This is a genomic window from Klebsiella sp. R445 (assembly GCF_051131755.1).
GTDB lineage: Bacteria > Pseudomonadota > Gammaproteobacteria > Enterobacterales > Enterobacteriaceae > Klebsiella > Klebsiella lignicola.
This window is the reverse complement of sequence record NZ_CP180446.1, coordinates 890,156-906,038: the sequence shown is the minus strand read 5'-3', so window position 1 is coordinate 906,038 and position 15,883 is coordinate 890,156. Positions and strand designations below refer to the sequence as shown.

Below are 15,883 nucleotides of genomic sequence, written 5' to 3'. Positions count from 1 at the left end.
CCATGAAGAATCAGGGCGAATACACGCTCTGTACAAAAAGGGAACCGACATGAAGTGGATGACGATTATGCTGCCGCTGGCCCTTGCCGGCTGTGCTCAGCAACAGGATGCGCCGCCACCGCCGCAACAGATTGGCATGGCCAACCCGGCTGCCGTTTACTGTACGCAGAAAGGGGGAACGCTGATCCCGGTACAAACTCCGCAGGGTGCGCGTTCGGACTGTAAACTGCCGAGTGGCGAAACGATCGACGAATGGGCGCTCTGGCGTCGCGACCACCCTACCAAATCCTGATGAACCGCTATCAGGCCAGCGTCTCCAGCCACTGGGCCAGCACCAGCGCATGGTTTTGCCGGGTATCTTTGGCACCATACAGCAAGGTTAACGGCTGCTGGTGAGCCAGCGTGGCGAGGCGCAATCCCTCGTCACGGTGGGCGTCGAGTTCGTCGCGATATTGCTGACTGAAATGGTTAAAATCGATCACCCCGCCGTGCAGCGCTTGACGTAGCGCCGTGGACGGGGTGAGCGTTTTACACCACTCATCGTGCAGCAGGGCCTCTTTTTTGATCCCGCGGGGCCAGAGTCGGTCCACCAGGACACGATAACCATCGCTGGGATCTGCCGGATCGTATACTCGTTTACAATGGATCATCGTTGTTCTCTCTTGCCGCCATCCAGGCGAGGAGTTGCGGTACCTGCCCGTCGGAAAACACCGTAATACCGTGCTCGCGCAGCAGGGCTGCGGCGACGCCTGAGCCCGGCTTTCGCTGTCCGCTGAAGGTGCCATCATAGATAAACTGACTGCCGCAGGTTGGGCTACCGTCGGTTAATAACGCGGCATCGCAACCGGATTCCTGGGCGGCCCGCAACGCCAGCCAGGCGGCCAACTGATAGTGTGCCGTGACGTCCTGACCGTTGCTTTCAACAATCTGCGCCCGACCCTGCATCACCTCTGCTCCCTGGGCGCTGACAATCTCGGCGGGAAGTCGCGGAATCGGCAGCCCGGCGGCCAGTTCCGGGCAGTGGATCACCAGCCGGTTATCCTGCTGCCAGCGCGCCAGCATCCCGGCAAGCTGCGCTTTTTCACTGCCGTTATAACGCACCTGAAACCCCATCAAACAGGCGCTGACCAGAATCTTGCTCTTCATATTTCGTCCGCCGGTGTTGTTCTGCGCTATACCATAACGCCTTCAGATGAAAATTACCCGCAGGAAAGCGCCCCAAAAATGGCAGGAGGTCCGCGCAAAAATAGGGATTGTGTTCTGCAGCGGAGATCGCTAACCTGAGCGTCCTTGTGTTGCCCGAAAATCGCTATGACATAAGGAACCTGCTATGAACTCCCCCCTGCGTATTGCCCTGGTTGGTGACTACAATCCTGACGTGGTTGCCCATAAAGCGATCCCCCTTGCTATCGATGATGCTGCCGCCGTCATGGAACTGCCAGTACGCTATGACTGGCTGGCAACCCGCGATATCCACGATGCCGATGCGCTCGCCGACTACGATGCGATTTGGGTGGTGCCCGCCAGCCCGTACCAACATGCCGAAGGTGCGTTTACCGCCATTCGCTATGCCCGTGAAAACAGCGTGCCGTTCCTTGGAACCTGCGGTGGTTTTCAGCACGCGATTATCGAGTATGCCCGCAATGTGCTGGGCTGGCAGGATGCGGCGCATGCGGAAACCGACACCGAAGGGCGGATGGTCATTGCGCCATTAAGCTGCTCGCTGGTGGAAAAAACGGACACGATTGAACTGCGTGCCAACACCCTGATTGCGCGCGCCTATGGCCGCGATAATATCGAAGAGGGCTACCACTGCAATTACGGTATCTCTGAGAGCTTTGCGGCTGAACTGGAGCAGGGCGATCTGCGGGTTACCGGCTGGGATGACGAAGGGGAAATCCGCGCGGTGGAACTGGTCACCCATCCGTTCTTTGTGGCGACCTTGTTCCAGCATGAGCGTAACGCCCTGGAGGGCCGCCCGTCGCCGCTGGTGCAGGCGCTGTTACATGCGGCGAGCCATTAACATCGCCATCCGACGTGAAGATGCCGCCAGCATGCTGGCGGCTTAGCAGGACAGTGGCGGGTTATCCGGCGATCTCCCGGTTACGACCGGCGAGGGCACCAAACACCGCCATCACCACTGAAATCAGCGCCACGGCGAGCAGTGGAATCTGCCAGCTGCCATTGGCATCATGTATTCTCCCCATCAACGGTGGCCCGCAGGCTGCCAGCAGATAGCCGACCGCCTGTGCCATACCCGACAGCGCCGCCGCCTGATGAGCGGAACTGGCGCGCAGACCAATAAAGGTCAGTCCGAGGATCATTGTTGCACCGGAACCAAACCCAAAGATCAGCGTCCACAATACCGCCTGCCCGGGCCAGAACCACAGGCCGCAGGCGCTGATGGCGCACAGTAAAGCCACCAGAATCGCAATCCCGCGCTGATCTTTCAACCGATGGAGGATCAGCGGAATCGCCAGGCCCGGTACGGCGGTTGCCAGTTGCAGCAAGCCGTGCAGGGAGCCTGCCTGCGCTTCGCTGTAGCCGAGGCTCTGCAGGATAGCGGGCAGCCAGCCAATAATCACGTAATACACCAGCGAGTTGATGCCGAGGAATAGCGTCACCTGCCACGCCAGCGCCGAGCGCCAGATCCCGCGATTATGCATCGCGCCGGAGCCGGTCAACGGTGCGACCGACGGCTTACGCGATTGCGGCAGCCAGAACAACACTGCCAGCAGCGGGAAGACCATCAACATCAGAAGCGCGCCGCGCCAGCCATAGCCGGCCATGGCCAGCGGGACCACCATCGCCGAACCCAGCGCCGCCGCACCGCCCATGGTGAGCGAATAGGCCCCGGTCATTCGGGCAACGTGCTGCGAGAAATCGCGCTTGATTAAGCCCGGCAGCAGAACGTTGCCCAGGGCAATACCGCAGCCGATGATCGCCGTCCCGCCAAACAGCAGGAAGGTTGAAGGCAGCGAACGCAGGCCGATACCGAGGCAAATCAGTATCAACGCGACCAGCAGGCTACGTTCGATGCCGAAGCGTCGGGCGACACCCGCCGCCAGCGGCGAGATTAGGCCAAAGGCCAGCAGCGGCAGCGTGGTAAGCATCCCGGTTTGTGCAGTAGTCAGCGCATATTCAGCGCGAATGGCATCCAGCAGCGGGGCGGTGCCGGTAAAGGTGACCCGCAGCGTGGCGGCAATCAATAAAATACCGGTAATCAGCAGCAGATTGCGGCGGCCGGTAGCAGAAGATAAAACAGAACTCATAACGTTCTCTGACGAGTAAACAGGGCGCTTACCATAGCGCGTTTGCTCGCTGTTTAAATCAAGCTAAAATGACAGATTATCGCTAATATCGGACAAAATGATGATTGGACTCGGCCTCGACGGCTACGACCCCGACAGCGGTCACGAAGCGGCCCTCGCGTTTCGCATACAGGTGGTGGAAGATGAGCAATATATTGCGCAGCATCAGCACCGGAAAGGCCAACTGATTCTCGCGCTGCACGGTGCGCTCACCTGCGAGGTGGAAAACGCCATGTTGATGGTGCCACCGCAGTATGCGGTGTGGGTTCCCGGGCTGATGCCCCACAGCAATCGCGCCACGCCCGGGGCGCAAATCAGCTTTCTGTTTATAGAACCTGAGGCGGCAGCGATGCCGCAGCACTGCTGTACGCTAAAAATTTCGCCGCTGGTTCGTGAGTTGATTCTGGCGCTTGCCGGTCGGAGTGGGGCGGAGTTAACCCATCCGACAACCCAGCGGCTGGTTCAGGTGTTATTCGACGAGCTGCCGCAGCAACCACAGGAACATCTTCAGCTGCCGGTTTCCGCCCATCCGCGGATCCGGCAAATGGCGGAGGTTATGGCGGTTGATCCGGCGCGCTGGCAGACACTGGGGCAGTGGGCCGCAGAGTTTGCCATGAGCGAACGCAACCTGGCGCGACTGGTGGTGCGGGAGACCGGGCTGAGCTTTCGTCGCTGGCGCCATCAGCTGCAGCTGATCCTGGCCCTGCAAATGTTGATTCGCGGCCAGACGGTGCAGCAAACGGCGCAAACCCTCGGCTACGACTCGACCACCGCCTTTATTACGATGTTCAAAAAGGGGCTGGGGCAGACCCCAGGACGCTACCTGGCGAGCCTGACTACGACTTCCCGATAAACAGCGAGATAATCCCGGCGGCAATCAGCGGGCCAACCGGTACGCCGCGGAACAGCGCCACCCCCAGCACCGTGCCGACCAGCAGCCCGGCCACCAGTTGCGGCTGCGAGCCCATCAGCGCCACGCCGCGCCCGCCGAGCCACGAGACAAACACCCCGACGGCAATGGCAAGCAGCGACTTCCAGTTCACGAATGAGTGGAGGAGCGTTGACGGCGGCAGGGTGCCGCTGGCAATCGGCGCCATCACGCCGATGGTCAAAATGATAATGCCGATCGTCAGCCCCTGTTTTTCAATCCACGGGAAAAAGACGTTGAGCGGGGTCACGCGGACGATAATTAACACGAGGATAGAAATGGCGACGGTGGTGTTATGGCTAACAAAACCCAACGCGGCCAGCCCCAGAAGAATAAACAGGGTGGTATCGAACATAAAAAGGGATCCTTGCCAACAGAATAAGCCTGTCTACTTTACGCGTAATAGCGTGAGTAAACAGGCTTTTTTTACTTTCTGGCCGCGTATTCATGCATCTGCATAACAATCACCAGCGGCACGCCAGAATCAGCGTCAGGCTTCGCGACGAAACGCCAGCAGCTCCGGACGGGCAATGCGCAGATAGTCGGCGGTATTGAGGATGATTGATTTCTCCAGCAGGCCGGCATTAAAAGCGATTTCACCGTAGCGGTCGAACAGTAGCGGATCGGCGATCAGCCGCAGCGCAGGATGGAAGCTGAAAGGCGGAATGGCGCCAAAAACGCAGGCTGTAAGGGTATCGACCTCGGCCGGGCTGGCCAGTGAGGCTTTGCGCGCGCCAAGATGCTGCGCCAGACGCGACAGGTCGGCCTGCTGGTCGGCGGGGAGGATCGCCAGCACGTGTTGATTCACGCCGTTGCCTTTAACTTTGCAGACCAGCGCTTTTGCGCCCTGGCCCAGCGCGGTACCGCGAATTTCTGACACGGCTTCGCACTTGCCCACGGCATCATGTTCTACCACCCGATAGTGCGCCTGATTGTTATCAAGCAATGCGAGCAACTGGCGATGGGTATCCTGTTTTTCTGGCGCGTTCATTTTGTGACGTCCACCCTGGCAAAACCATCAGCATAAACTTCTTCTTAACAGATGAAAACCTCTGGCGGCGGCAATCGCCATCCGAGCGGGGTAACGTTAATAACCTGCGGTATTATTCGTAATTAATTCATAATTTACTCATTTTGTCTCCAAAGGAAAATGCTGGAATGCTGCTGGCGTAAGGATTTATATTACGCAATCGAACTTTTCTCATTTTATTTAGTCCTTAACAAAACCAGCAGGAATGTTATTGATTGTGGTTACGAGGTTATGATGAAAGCAAACACCGCGGTGCGCGTATCCCCCCGAAAATTCAAAAAAATAAGGGAGCTGAACAGGCGCCGTAATTATTTTACTAAGAAAGTCCGCAATGTTATGCGTGTTTATATTGCGAAAACATTATGGGACAACCACAAGCGCAATGATTCCGCATTATCACCGGCGAAAACGGTGTTACTGATGCGCAATGAAGGGGCGATAGGCGATGTCGTTGTAGATTCGGCGCTGGTGAAATGCCTGCATGAATCGGGCTATATCGTCGATTTTCTGCTGACCAAATCGAACAGCCTGGTCATGAAAAATCATCCCGGCATCCGCCGGATCTATGAGGCTGAAAATGTGTCCTCAAGCGATTTTCTGCGCAAATTTACCCATAACGTTCCTAAGTCTGTTATTAATGAGCTGGCGAATAATAAGTACGATATTGTTATCGACCCTTCGTTATTCGATATGCCCATACACCGCATGCTGTTACTACGCCAAATAAAAGCCAAATCGGTACTGGGCTTTAATAAATGGGCATCGATTAACCATTACACCAAATCTTTTGCCTTTGACTGTGAAAACTGGCACGTCAGCAAAACCTTTACCTTTATTGCCGACTATCTGCATCTTGATGCCAGCCACCTTGAGAGATATGACCTGCATATCCCTGCGGATATTAGTCAGCAAGTCCGCGCTTATCTCGACGGTTTAGCCGGGAGAAAGGTGGTTATTAATATTTTTGCCGGCCATGCCGACCGCAGTTTGTCGCAGGAGCAGCTGTCGGTCATCATCGACAGGCTGCGCGAAGCCTACCCTGACCTGCACATTATTTTGCTCGATCACCGAAATGAAATCCGCCTCCCGTTGCCGGAAGGGGTGAGCATCAACCCGTTTAAGACCCTGCATCACGCGATGGCGTTAATTGCCGGTGCCGACCTGATTATCTCGCCGGACACCTCGGTCGTGCATATGGCCGCGGCGTGGAAGAAGCCGCTGATTGCCATCTATAAAGACGTGTTGATGAATAACCGGCTGTGGGCGCCGGGCTACGATAATGCGCGGCAGATTATTCTGCAGTGCGGCAAGGTGCATCAGCATGCCGACATTGCCAGCCTGGTTATGGCGGAGATGAAGGGCGGGGTGCTGCCAGAACGCGCCAGCATTGAAACGGCCTGACGGCCGGCGACCTTGCTGGCGGCCTGGACATAATCGTCAACGGCTCGCGGCATTATACCGCCGGCCGTTTTTGTTAATAGGGGCTCAGAGCGCTATAGAGCGAGCAGAGCTCCTGCAGGCTTTTCGTTCCCGTGCGTTTCATCAGGCCATTGCGTTGGACGCTCACCGTCGTCGGGCTGACGCCCCGGATGCGGGCAATATCTCCCAACGAGTGCCCGCGTATCAGCAGCCTCATGATCTGTTGTTCCGCGGTGGTGAATTTGAAGGTATGGGGTAGGTAGCCCGCCGTTTTGTTCTGCTCGGATAACAAGCGCATCACCCACAGCGCCTGCCGTAACGCGTCGACGCCCAGCCTTTCCGGCAGATATAATTTTATTAATCCCGGGAACAGCCGGTTGATCGTATCAAAATAACGCTCTGAAGTTATAAATACAGAGTGGTGCACTGGCGGCCTGGAAAATAACAAAGAGTATATTTCATGCACCTCCATGCCGCAGGTGACATATACATATGGTTGTTCGTTATTAGCGTATTTACTTCCTTCAGGATGTAACTCTTTCAGAATTTTCTCTATCCCATAGAGGTAAAAACTGTCCTTTCCATAGATAGTCATAGTGAGACTCCAGCGGTCGTGGTGCGGTTATTCTCTGCGTTTCCGCAGATGTTTCCCTGAGTGTTGTGTTGTTGCCTCAACAAATCAATCCTGACAGTAAGATGGTTTGTCTTTCGTTTAGCCTGCAGCGTCTGTCAGCCCTAAAGTTACCCGGCAAGCTTACGGCATTTTATTGTTCGCATCTTCTCTGTTAGCCAGGATGATTTTTACTTTTTTTAAATGCTCGTTCTTAATTTTTCAGATAATTAAATGACCAGTTTCTGGTGATTTTACGTAACTCTTTGTATTTATTGATTTGCATTCTTAGGATTATCTTTATTAAAAGTATCTTAATTAATTTTAATTTACTGATAAATAATTGGATCACGATCTCAAAACAATATTTCAATTTATGTGAAAGTGTAGGCCATAAAATCATATGGTCATTGCCTGATGTTTCTCATACAGGTAAAAGAATTATGTGTGGTGAATCCCCCTATGCGGAGGGGTCATGCTGACATGAGAGTATCCTCTGATGACGTTTCTATTTTATGGACGGATTGGTGTTTCAGCGCCCAATTCACCGGGAGGCACCCGGCACCACACACCCCATTATTAAAATGATTTTATTCATTCACCTGCCAATGCGCAGGGGATTTCCCTTACCTTTGGAATATAAAAACATAGAGGGTTATATGTTGCGTCCGCTTTTATTACTTAGCGCTTCACTTTTAAGTATTTCGGTTCATGCGGTGACTTTTGACTATCGTCACGAGATTAACGACAGCGGCGGTAATAACCATAAAGACCGGTTGTTAATGTCGCATCGCTTTGCTAATGGTTTTGGTCTGTCGCTGGAAGGCAAATGGAAGGGGTCACAGAAGAAAGATAAAGCCTGGAATGAGACCGTCAGTAACGGTACGGAAGCGATCGCCAGCTATGTCTATAAAATCAATGATACCTTTCAGGTTGAACCGGGTTTTTCACTGGATAGTAGCTCAACCTCAAATAACTATCGCCCCTATCTGCGTGGTAAGGTCAACCTGAGCAAGGATGTCAGCGCCACGCTGCGTTATCGCCCGTACTTCAAGCGTAACTCCACCAACATCGGTACCCAAAAGGACACCTCAGAAAACGGCTATAACCTGACCAGCGTCCTGTCGTGGAAATTCTTCAATGATTATCAACTGGACTATGAGTTTGACTATAAAAAAGCCAACTCTGCCGGGGTGATTCTGTCAGATAATGAGAGCTATGAGTGGACTCATGATTTCAAACTGACCTACAAAATCGACAAGAACTGGTCGCCGTATATGGCTATCGGCAACATCTCAGGCAGTAAAGTGACGGATGAGCGGCAAACGCGTTATCGCGTCGGTGTGAAATACAACTTCTGATGCGGAGTGCCGTTTCAACGGCCTTAAGCCCTATGGTCTGTCGGTGCAGGCCATGGGGCGTTCATCAAAGGTGCATGTTGCCGGTGGAAGGGGAAGGCAAAAAATCAGCCAGAAACGTCGCGTCGCTGGCCGATCTGCGGGTTAGTTTTTCACTTCTGTACCCTGCTTATGGAACAGTTCACGGAAGACCGGGTAGATATCTTCCTGATCGCGGATATGCTGCATGGCGAAGTTGTCGAACTTCTCCTGCAGATGCTCGTATTCACGCCACAGCGTCTGGTGCGCCCGGCGGGTTATCTCGATGTAGCTGTAGTAACGCACCACCGGCAGGATGTTTTTCGCCAGCAGTTCGTGACACAGCGGTGAGTCATCGGCCCAGTTATCACCATCCGAGGCCTGCGCCGCATAGATATTCCACTGCGACGGGTCATAGCGCGCTTTCACCACTTCATCCATCAGCTTCAGGGCGCTCGAAACGATCGTGCCGCCGGTCTCCTGCGAATAGAAGAACTCATGCTCGTCGACCTCTTTGGCCTGGGTATGGTGGCGAATATAGACCACTTCGACGTTTTTATAGGTCCGGCTGAGGAACAGATACAGCAGGATGTAAAAACGTTTAGCCATATCCTTCGTCACCTGATCCATGGATCCCGACACGTCCATCAGACAGAACATCACCGCCTGGCTGGAAGGCTCAGGCCGCTTTTCATAGTTCTTGTAACGCAAATCAAAGGTATCAATAAACGGTACCCGGTCGATTTTTGCCCGTAGCTCGGCGATCTCCTGGCGTAGACGTTCTTCCTCCAGCAATTGCGCTGGCTCACTTTTGCTGATGGTATCGAGGTCCTCCTCCAGCGCCCGCAGTTCGCGGCGTTTGCCAGCGGTCATAGCGGTACGCCGCGCCAGCGAATTCTGTAGCGAGCGGACAACGCTAATGTTGGCTGGCACCCCGTTGGCAGTGAAGCCCGCGCGGTGGGTTTTAAACTCGGTGAGCTGACGTTGCTGGTTTTTCTTCAGATTCGGCAGGGCGAGATCCTCAAACAGCAGATCAAGGTACTCGTCTTTGGAAATCTGAAAGACAAACCCGTCCTGGCCTTCGCCATCGGCGCTGGCTTGCCCCTGTCCGCTCCCGCCGCCGCCTCCGCCGCCCTGGGGTCGTTCGATGCGGTCGTTCTGGACGAAGTGATCGTTGCCGGGATGGACGCGATTGCGCAGCCCACCGCGACCCTGATGAAACATCGGTTCGTTGATATCATCCGTTGGGATGGAGACGGACTCTCCACTGTCAATATCGGTCACCGAGCGCTTGTTAATTGCCTCGGAGATCGACTGTTTTATCTGCGCCTTATAACGGCGCAAAAAGCGCTGGCGGTTCACCGCACTTTTATTTTTCCCGTTCAGGCGCCGGTCTATGAACCAGGTCATATGCCCTCCTGTACCGCAATTGCCAACTCTGCCGTTCATCACTCAAGCCTCGGCGGTCCGCTTTCCGGGCCGCTGACCCTGGGCGCTTCCCACGCCCATCGCCGATTGATTACGGGCATACGCAGTTGTTATATACCCGGCAGTGACGTCACTGCCGGGCTGCTCCGTCAGGACGATTTACGTACACGCAGATACCATTCGCACAGCAGACGGACCTGCTTGCGGGTATAGCCTTTCTCCATCATACGGTCGACAAAATCGTCGTGCTTTTTCTGCTCGTCGGTTGAGGTTTTGGCGTTGAACGAAATGACCGGCAACAGCTCTTCGGTATTCGAGAACATTTTCTTCTCGATAACCGTGCGCAGTTTTTCGTAGCTGGTCCAGTTTGGATTGCGGCCGTTGTTGTTGGCCCTTGCACGCAGCACGAAGTTGACGATCTCGTTACGGAAGTCTTTCGGGTTGCTGATCCCGGCAGGCTTCTCAATTTTTTCCAGCTCCCCATTCAGGGACTCACGGTCAAACAACTGACCGGTATCCGGGTCACGATACTCCTGATCCTGGATCCAAAAGTCCGCATAGGTGACATAACGGTCGAAAATGTTCTGCCCGTATTCGGAGTAGGATTCCAGGTAGGCGGTCTGGATCTCTTTGCCGATAAACTCGGCGTATTTCGGGATCAGATAGCCTTTGAGGAATTCCAGATAGCGTTCCGCTTGCTCCTGCGGGAACTGCTCACGCTCGATTTGCTGCTCCAGCACGTAGAACAGATGCACCGGGTTGGCGGCGACCTCGACGTGGTCAAAGTTAAACACGCGTGACAATATTTTGAAGGCGAAGCGGGTGGACAGACCATTCATGCCTTCATCAACGCCGGCGTAATCGCGATACTCCTGGTAGGATTTCGCTTTCGGGTCGGTGTCTTTCAGACTTTCACCGTCATAAACGCGCATTTTAGAGTAAATGCTCGAGTTTTCCGGCTCTTTCAGGCGTGAGAGAATAGAGAAGCGGGACAGCGTCTCAAGGGTGCCGGGCGCGCAAGGCGCGTGGGTCAGCTCACTGTTATTGAGCAGTTTTTCGTAAATACGCATCTCTTCGGAAATGCGCAGGCAATAAGGCACCTTGACGATATACACACGGTCGAGGAAGGCCTCATTGTTTTTGTTATTACGGAATGTCACCCATTCCGATTCGTTCGAGTGGGCGAGAATAATGCCGTTGAACGGCAGGGCGGAAATTCCCTCGGTACCGTTATAGTTCCCTTCCTGGGTGGCCGTCAGCAGCGGATGCAGCACCTTAATTGGTGCTTTAAACATCTCGACGAATTCCATAATCCCCTGGTTGGCGCGGCACAGGGCGCCGGAGTAGCCATAGGCGTCCGGATCGTTCTGGGCATAGTGCTCCAGTTTACGAATGTCCACTTTACCAACCAGCGCCGAGATATCCTGGTTGTTTTCATCACCGGGTTCCGTTTTGGCGATGGCAATCTGCTCAAGGATGGAGGGCCAGACTTTGATGACGCGGAATTTGGTGATGTCGCCGCCGAACTCATGCAGACGTTTTGCCGCCCACGGCGACATAATGGTGCCGAGGTAGCGGGTCGGTACGCCATACTCTTTATCCAGAATCTGGGCATCTTCCTGCGGGTTAAACAGGCACAGCGGATGGTCATTGACCGGGCTACGCTCACCGTTAGCGCTGAGTACGTAAATCGGTACGCGCTGCATTAGGGACTTCAGACGTTCGGCCAGCGATGATTTACCCCCGCCGACCGGCCCCAGCAGATACAGGATCTGTTTCTTCTCTTCCAGGCCTTGCGCGGCATGTTTCAGGTAAGAAACGATCTGCTCAATAGCATCTTCCATACCGTAAAACTCTTCAAATGCCGGATAGCGTGCGACTACCCGGTTTGAAAAGAGACGGGACAGCCGTGGCTCCAGGGCCGTATCGACCATAACTGGTTCACCAATAGCCATCAGTAGCCGTTCTGCCGCGTTGGCATAAGCACTGCGATCTTGCCGGCAGATGGTAAGAAATTCCTGCAGTGTGAACTCTTCGTCCTTGGCAGCTTCATAACGCTGGCGATAGTGATCGAATATATTCATGGCATGCCGTCCTTTCGTTTTTAGCACAAGTTGAGAGCCGTTCATATGAATAGTGGGAGCTCCCGGAAGAGGTAAACTGCACGACGTTCACTGATTCTCCAGCAACCCTTATGCCAGGTTGTTGGGGGGGTAAAGATCGCGTGCGGCAGAAAGACGTCTTCTAAATTAAAGCGTAGATGCATTTAGAAAACTTGCATGGCGCCAAAATACAATTTCAATGACATATCAATAACTCATCCGGAAAAGAGCGGCTATTTCGCATCAATTGTCAGGTGCTGTCATCGTGGTGTCATTTCCCTGCAAGCGAATGGTCACAGGTTGATGCCAGATTGAATGGTTTTATGTAATGACGGGTAAAGAATTTGAGGCATGAGGTCTACGACGTTAAACTGCCGGGGCGTATTATTTGACAAACGGGAAAATGGATTGTGAATAAGATCAAACCGCTGGCACTCAGTGTGTGCCTTGCAGCATCTGTTTCAGCGGCCCACGCTGAAGGGAAATTTACGTTAGGGGCCGGCGTGGGTATCGTCGAAAGCCCGTATAAACAATATGATGTCGATGTCTATCCGGTCCCGGCCATCAGCTATGAAAGCGACAGTTTTTGGTTTCACGGCTTAGGTGGCGGTTACTATTTATGGAATGACAACAGCGACAAACTGTCTATTACCGCTTACTGGTCGCCGATGTACTTCAAGCCGGGCGACAGTGACAGCGAGCAAATGCGCAAGCTGGACCGTCGTAAAACCACCATGATGGCCGGGCTGACCTATATCCACAACACACAATATGGCTTTCTGCGCACCACTCTCGCGGGCGATACGCTGGATCAGAGCAATGGTATCACCTGGGATGCGGCCTGGTTGTATCGCTACACCAACGGCAACCTGACCGTGACGCCGGGCATTGGCCTCGAGTGGAACAGCGACAATCAGAACGAATACTACTACGGTGTGTCACAGCATGAGTCAAATCGTAGCGGTATGCGTAGCTATGACCCGGACAGCAGCTGGAACCCTTATCTTGAGCTGTCGGCAAACTATCGTTTCCTCGGTGACTGGAGCGTCTATGGCGTCGCGCGCTACACCCGCCTGGCCGATGAAATCACCGATAGCCCGATGGTGGATAAATCCTGGAGCGGCCTGATCTCCACCGGGATCACCTATACCTTCTGATTGGCAGCCGTTGTGCACCATAACCAAGAATTTCATGCATCATAACGGGGCGTTACGCCCCGTTTTGCATTACGGTGGTGCAACAATCTACCCCGAGGAGTCGATGATGGGAAAAACAGTGCGTTTTGGCGAGGGGGCGGCGGTTCCGGCTATCGGGCAAGGCACCTGGTTTATGGGCGAAAATAGCGCCCGGCGCTCGCAGGAGGTCGCTGCACTACGTGCGGGCGTTGAACGAGGGCTGACGCTTATCGATACCGCCGAAATGTACGCCGACGGCGGGGCAGAAGAGGTGGTGGGCGAGGCGATTTGCGGCCTGCGTGACCGGGTGATACTGGTGTCCAAGGTCTATCCGTGGAATGCCGGCGGGCAAAAAATGGTGACCGCCTGCGAGGCTAGCCTGCGCCGTTTGCGTACCGACTATCTTGATATGTATCTGCTGCACTGGGGCGGTGAGTTCACCTTTGCCGAGACCGTTGAGGCAATGGAGAAGCTGGTCGCGCAGGGCAAAATTCGCCGCTGGGGCGTATCAAACCTCGACATAGACGAGATGCAGGCGCTGTGGCAGGTGGCTGACGGCCACCAATCAGGTGCTCTATCACCTCGCGTCACGGGGCATTGAGCATGACCTGCTGCCGTGGTGCCAGCAACAGTCGCTGCCGGTAATGGCCTACAGCCCGCTGGCTCAGGCGGGGCGCTTGCGCAATGGCTTAATGAATCATCCTGCACTGAGCAAACTGGCGATGCAAAAAGGCATTACCGTGGCCCAACTGTTATTAGCGTGGGTCATCAGCCACCGGGGTGTGATCGCGATTCCAAAAGCGGGAAGTGTGGACCACGTCGAAGAGAACGCCGCCGCGCTTGAGGTGGTGCTGGATGAGCACGATATCGCGCTAATGGAGCAGGCCTTTCCGGCCCCGGGCCACAAAACGCCGCTGGATATGGTGTAAAAGAGAACTATTCAGCCAAAAAACGTTGGCGCTTTGTTGATGAGAATCATGGCTCAGTCGTGAGTATCCCCTTAAAGATACAAGAAAAAGGAGATACATATGACTGAACCTACTCAGCCTCTGGATGTGAAGCTGGCTTTCCCGCTGTGGAAAGCCGTTCTGACAATACTCTTCGGCGTGATTATCTGGTTTACTCCACCACCCGATGGGCTCACCCTCCACGCCTGGCAGATGTTTGCCATTTTTGCCGCCACCATCTTCGCCATTATCCTGAAAGTGCTGCCGATGGGCGCGGTGACGATGATTGCGTTGATCGTCTCCGCCTTTTTGGGAGTGACGCCTCTCTCGCCGGGTAAGAGCGACAAAGTCGCGGCGCTATCCGGGTTTGCCAACGGCACCATCTGGCTGATTGGTATCGCGATGTTCATCTCCCGGGCGGTGATCAAAACCGGGCTGGGCAAGCGGGTGGCGCTGTGGTTTATCTCTAAGTGCGGATCCAGCATGTTGGGCGTGGCCTACGGCCTGGCCTTGTCGGACGTGGTTCTCGGGCCAGGGATCCCCTCGGCGTCCGCGCGGGGCGGCGGAATTATGTATCCGATTACCCAATCCATTGCCACCGCCTACCAGTCCGAACCGGGGGCGACGGCGAGAAAAGCCGGGGCGTTCTTGATGATCTGCGTGTCGCAGATCGATGCCATCGTCTGTACGATGTTTTTAACGGCCATGGCCGGCAATCCGCTGGTGGCTGAGCTGGCGAGAAGTCAGGGAATCGAGATCACCTGGACGACGTGGTTTGTCGGGGCCATCGTACCGGGGATTGCCTCGCTGATCCTGCTGCCGCTGGTGATCTACGCGATTTATCCGCCGCAGTTGAAGAAAACGCCGGAAATCCCGGCTATTGCCCGCGAAGAGCTGCGCAAAATGGGGCCGATGTCGCTGGCAGAGAAAATCCTCGCCTTTGATTTTGTGCTGCTGATCTTGCTCTGGACCGTCGGGGATATCTTCTTTTCCATTCCCGCCACGCTCTCGGCGTTTATTGGGCTGATGGTGCTGCTGATCAGCAACATCATGTCGTGGAAAAACATCATTGAAGAAAAAACCGCCTGGGACACTATGTTCTGGTTCGCGGTGCTGGTGATGATGGCCAACGCGCTTAACAAATATGGCATGATCAAATGGATATCGGAGCGCATTGTCGGTTATGTCGGGCACTTTGAATGGATCACCGTGTTTTTACTGCTGGTGGTGGTCTATTTCTATACCCGCTATTTCTTCGCCTCGGCGATGGCGCATATTTCCGCGATGTATCTGGCTTTCCTGGCGGTGGCGGTTTCCGTCGGCGTACCGCCGCTTTTCGCCGCGCTGGTGCTCGGATATACCTCTAATCTGTCGATGGGGCTGACGCAATACTCGGGGGGCCCGGGGCCGGCGCTGTTTGGTTCGGGCTATAACACCACAGGGCAGTGGTGGAGCGTCAGCTTTGTGGTTTCACTGGCGTCTATTGCTATCTGGTTGGTATTGGGCGGTGCGTGGATGAAGCTGGTGGGATTCTGGTAACGGACGTTTGTCAGCCAT

Annotated in this window: 15 protein-coding genes and 1 pseudogene; 8 read left to right on the top strand and 8 right to left on the bottom strand. The window is 54.6% G+C overall.

The genetic code is table 11. The features are described from left to right. The first annotated feature begins 49 nt into the window (after nt 1–49). Nucleotides 50–292 (top strand): putative hemolysin, encoded by a 243-nt coding sequence (locus tag ACMYSN_RS04185; RefSeq protein WP_462497117.1) that lies wholly within the window; start codon nt 50–52, stop codon nt 290–292. A gap of 10 nt (nt 293–302) precedes the next feature. Here ACMYSN_RS04185 and ACMYSN_RS04180 read toward each other — a convergent pair whose 3' ends face one another. Continuing rightward, a complete protein-coding gene (locus ACMYSN_RS04180; RefSeq protein WP_174508959.1) occupies nt 303–650 on the bottom strand; it encodes a DUF488 domain-containing protein in 348 nt (115 codons plus the stop codon). Further along, entirely contained in the window at nt 637–1,146 is a 510-nt protein-coding gene (locus ACMYSN_RS04175) for a 2-thiouracil desulfurase family protein (protein ID WP_462497116.1), read from the bottom strand. Before ACMYSN_RS04175 ends, ACMYSN_RS04180 begins: the two co-directional genes overlap by 14 nt. A 184-nt stretch (nt 1,147–1,330) precedes the next feature. Between ACMYSN_RS04175 and ACMYSN_RS04170 the strand changes: the two genes are divergently transcribed. After that, nucleotides 1,331–2,023, top strand: coding sequence for a CTP synthase (locus ACMYSN_RS04170; protein ID WP_462497115.1), 693 nt, complete (start codon nt 1,331–1,333; stop codon nt 2,021–2,023). Nucleotides 2,024–2,084: 61 nt separating this feature from the next. Here ACMYSN_RS04170 and ACMYSN_RS04165 read toward each other — a convergent pair whose 3' ends face one another. Beyond that, the gene (locus tag ACMYSN_RS04165; protein ID WP_462497114.1) at nt 2,085–3,272 is read right to left on the bottom strand and encodes a CynX/NimT family MFS transporter; all 1,188 of its coding nucleotides are present in this window, start codon (nt 3,270–3,272) and stop codon (nt 2,085–2,087) included. 97 nt (nt 3,273–3,369) lie between these two features. On the opposite strand from ACMYSN_RS04165, the gene ACMYSN_RS04160 reads away from it, so the two are divergent. Beyond that, nucleotides 3,370–4,164 carry an AraC family transcriptional regulator gene (locus ACMYSN_RS04160; protein ID WP_462497113.1) on the top strand — a complete coding sequence of 265 codons (795 nt, stop codon included), beginning with the start codon at nt 3,370–3,372 and terminating at the stop codon, nt 4,162–4,164. On the opposite strand, the gene ACMYSN_RS04155 is transcribed toward ACMYSN_RS04160, so the two are convergent. After that, nucleotides 4,148–4,594 carry a DUF441 domain-containing protein gene (locus ACMYSN_RS04155; RefSeq protein ID WP_123753972.1) on the bottom strand — a complete coding sequence of 149 codons (447 nt, stop codon included), beginning with the start codon at nt 4,592–4,594 and terminating at the stop codon, nt 4,148–4,150. The two genes, ACMYSN_RS04160 and ACMYSN_RS04155, sit on opposite strands and share 17 nt — an antisense overlap. Before the next feature lie 135 nt (nt 4,595–4,729). Continuing rightward, the gene (locus tag ACMYSN_RS04150; RefSeq protein ID WP_462497112.1) at nt 4,730–5,230 is read right to left on the bottom strand and encodes a YbaK/prolyl-tRNA synthetase associated domain-containing protein; all 501 of its coding nucleotides are present in this window, start codon (nt 5,228–5,230) and stop codon (nt 4,730–4,732) included. A gap of 273 nt (nt 5,231–5,503) precedes the next feature. Here ACMYSN_RS04150 and ACMYSN_RS04145 point away from each other — a divergent pair, with 273 nt between their 5' ends. Further along, nucleotides 5,504–6,670, top strand: a complete 1,167-nt coding sequence (locus ACMYSN_RS04145; RefSeq protein WP_462498196.1) for a glycosyltransferase family 9 protein — start codon at nt 5,504–5,506, stop codon at nt 6,668–6,670. 73 nt (nt 6,671–6,743) lie between these two features. Here the strand turns inward: ACMYSN_RS04145 and ACMYSN_RS04140 are convergent, their stop codons facing one another. Beyond that, the gene (locus ACMYSN_RS04140) at nt 6,744–7,283 is read right to left on the bottom strand and encodes a helix-turn-helix transcriptional regulator (protein ID WP_462497111.1); all 540 of its coding nucleotides are present in this window, start codon (nt 7,281–7,283) and stop codon (nt 6,744–6,746) included. Nucleotides 7,284–7,957: 674 nt separating this feature from the next. Between ACMYSN_RS04140 and ACMYSN_RS04135 the strand changes: the two genes are divergently transcribed. Beyond that, on the top strand, nt 7,958–8,659 hold the full coding sequence (locus ACMYSN_RS04135; protein ID WP_462497110.1) for an oligogalacturonate-specific porin KdgM family protein: 702 nt from the start codon (nt 7,958–7,960) through the stop codon (nt 8,657–8,659). 141 nt (nt 8,660–8,800) lie between these two features. On the opposite strand, the gene ACMYSN_RS04130 is transcribed toward ACMYSN_RS04135, so the two are convergent. Further along, a complete protein-coding gene (locus tag ACMYSN_RS04130; protein WP_123753977.1) occupies nt 8,801–10,084 on the bottom strand; it encodes a YeaH/YhbH family protein in 1,284 nt (427 codons plus the stop codon). Nucleotides 10,085–10,251: 167 nt separating this feature from the next. Then, nucleotides 10,252–12,186 (bottom strand): PrkA family serine protein kinase, encoded by a 1,935-nt coding sequence (gene yeaG, locus ACMYSN_RS04125; RefSeq protein WP_462497109.1) that lies wholly within the window; start codon nt 12,184–12,186, stop codon nt 10,252–10,254. Nucleotides 12,187–12,614: 428 nt separating this feature from the next. Here yeaG and ACMYSN_RS04120 point away from each other — a divergent pair, with 428 nt between their 5' ends. From ACMYSN_RS04120 to ACMYSN_RS04110, 3 genes and pseudogenes are all read left to right on the top strand, one after another. Continuing rightward, a complete protein-coding gene (locus ACMYSN_RS04120) occupies nt 12,615–13,361 on the top strand; it encodes a MipA/OmpV family protein (protein WP_123753979.1) in 747 nt (248 codons plus the stop codon). A gap of 103 nt (nt 13,362–13,464) precedes the next feature. After that, nucleotides 13,465–14,308, top strand: a pseudogene (locus tag ACMYSN_RS04115) (aldo/keto reductase). A gap of 99 nt (nt 14,309–14,407) precedes the next feature. Next, entirely contained in the window at nt 14,408–15,865 is a 1,458-nt protein-coding gene (locus ACMYSN_RS04110) for an anion permease (protein ID WP_174508950.1), read from the top strand. Nucleotides 15,866–15,883: the final 18 nt, after the last annotated feature.